Annotated in this window: 1 protein-coding gene; it reads left to right on the forward strand. The window is 68.8% G+C overall.

Features of this window, described 5'->3' with window-relative positions; genetic code table 11:
* The coding region (locus AC0L28_RS34815) for a TCP-1/cpn60 chaperonin family protein (RefSeq protein ID WP_473483029.1) at positions 1-327 on the forward strand (327 nt) is incomplete at both ends.

Consider the following 327-nt stretch of genomic DNA (forward strand, 5'->3'; position numbering starts at 1 on the left):
CCTCGGACTACGACAAGGAGAAGCTGCAGGAACGTCTCGCCAAGCTGGCGGGCGGCGTTGCCGTCATCCGCGTCGGCGGTGCGACCGAGATCGAAGTCAAGGAAAAGAAGGACCGCGTCGACGACGCCCTCAACGCGACCCGCGCGGCCGTCGAAGAAGGCATCGTTCCCGGCGGCGGCGTCGCACTGCTGCGCGCTTCGCTGAGCATCAAGGCTGTCGGCGCCAACTCCGACCAGACCGCTGGCATCGCCATCGTGCGTCGCGCGCTGCAGGCTCCGGCCCGCCAGATCGCGGCCAACGCCGGTGCGGAAGCATCGATCGTTGCCG

This window comes from Mesorhizobium sp. WSM4847 (assembly GCF_055811335.1).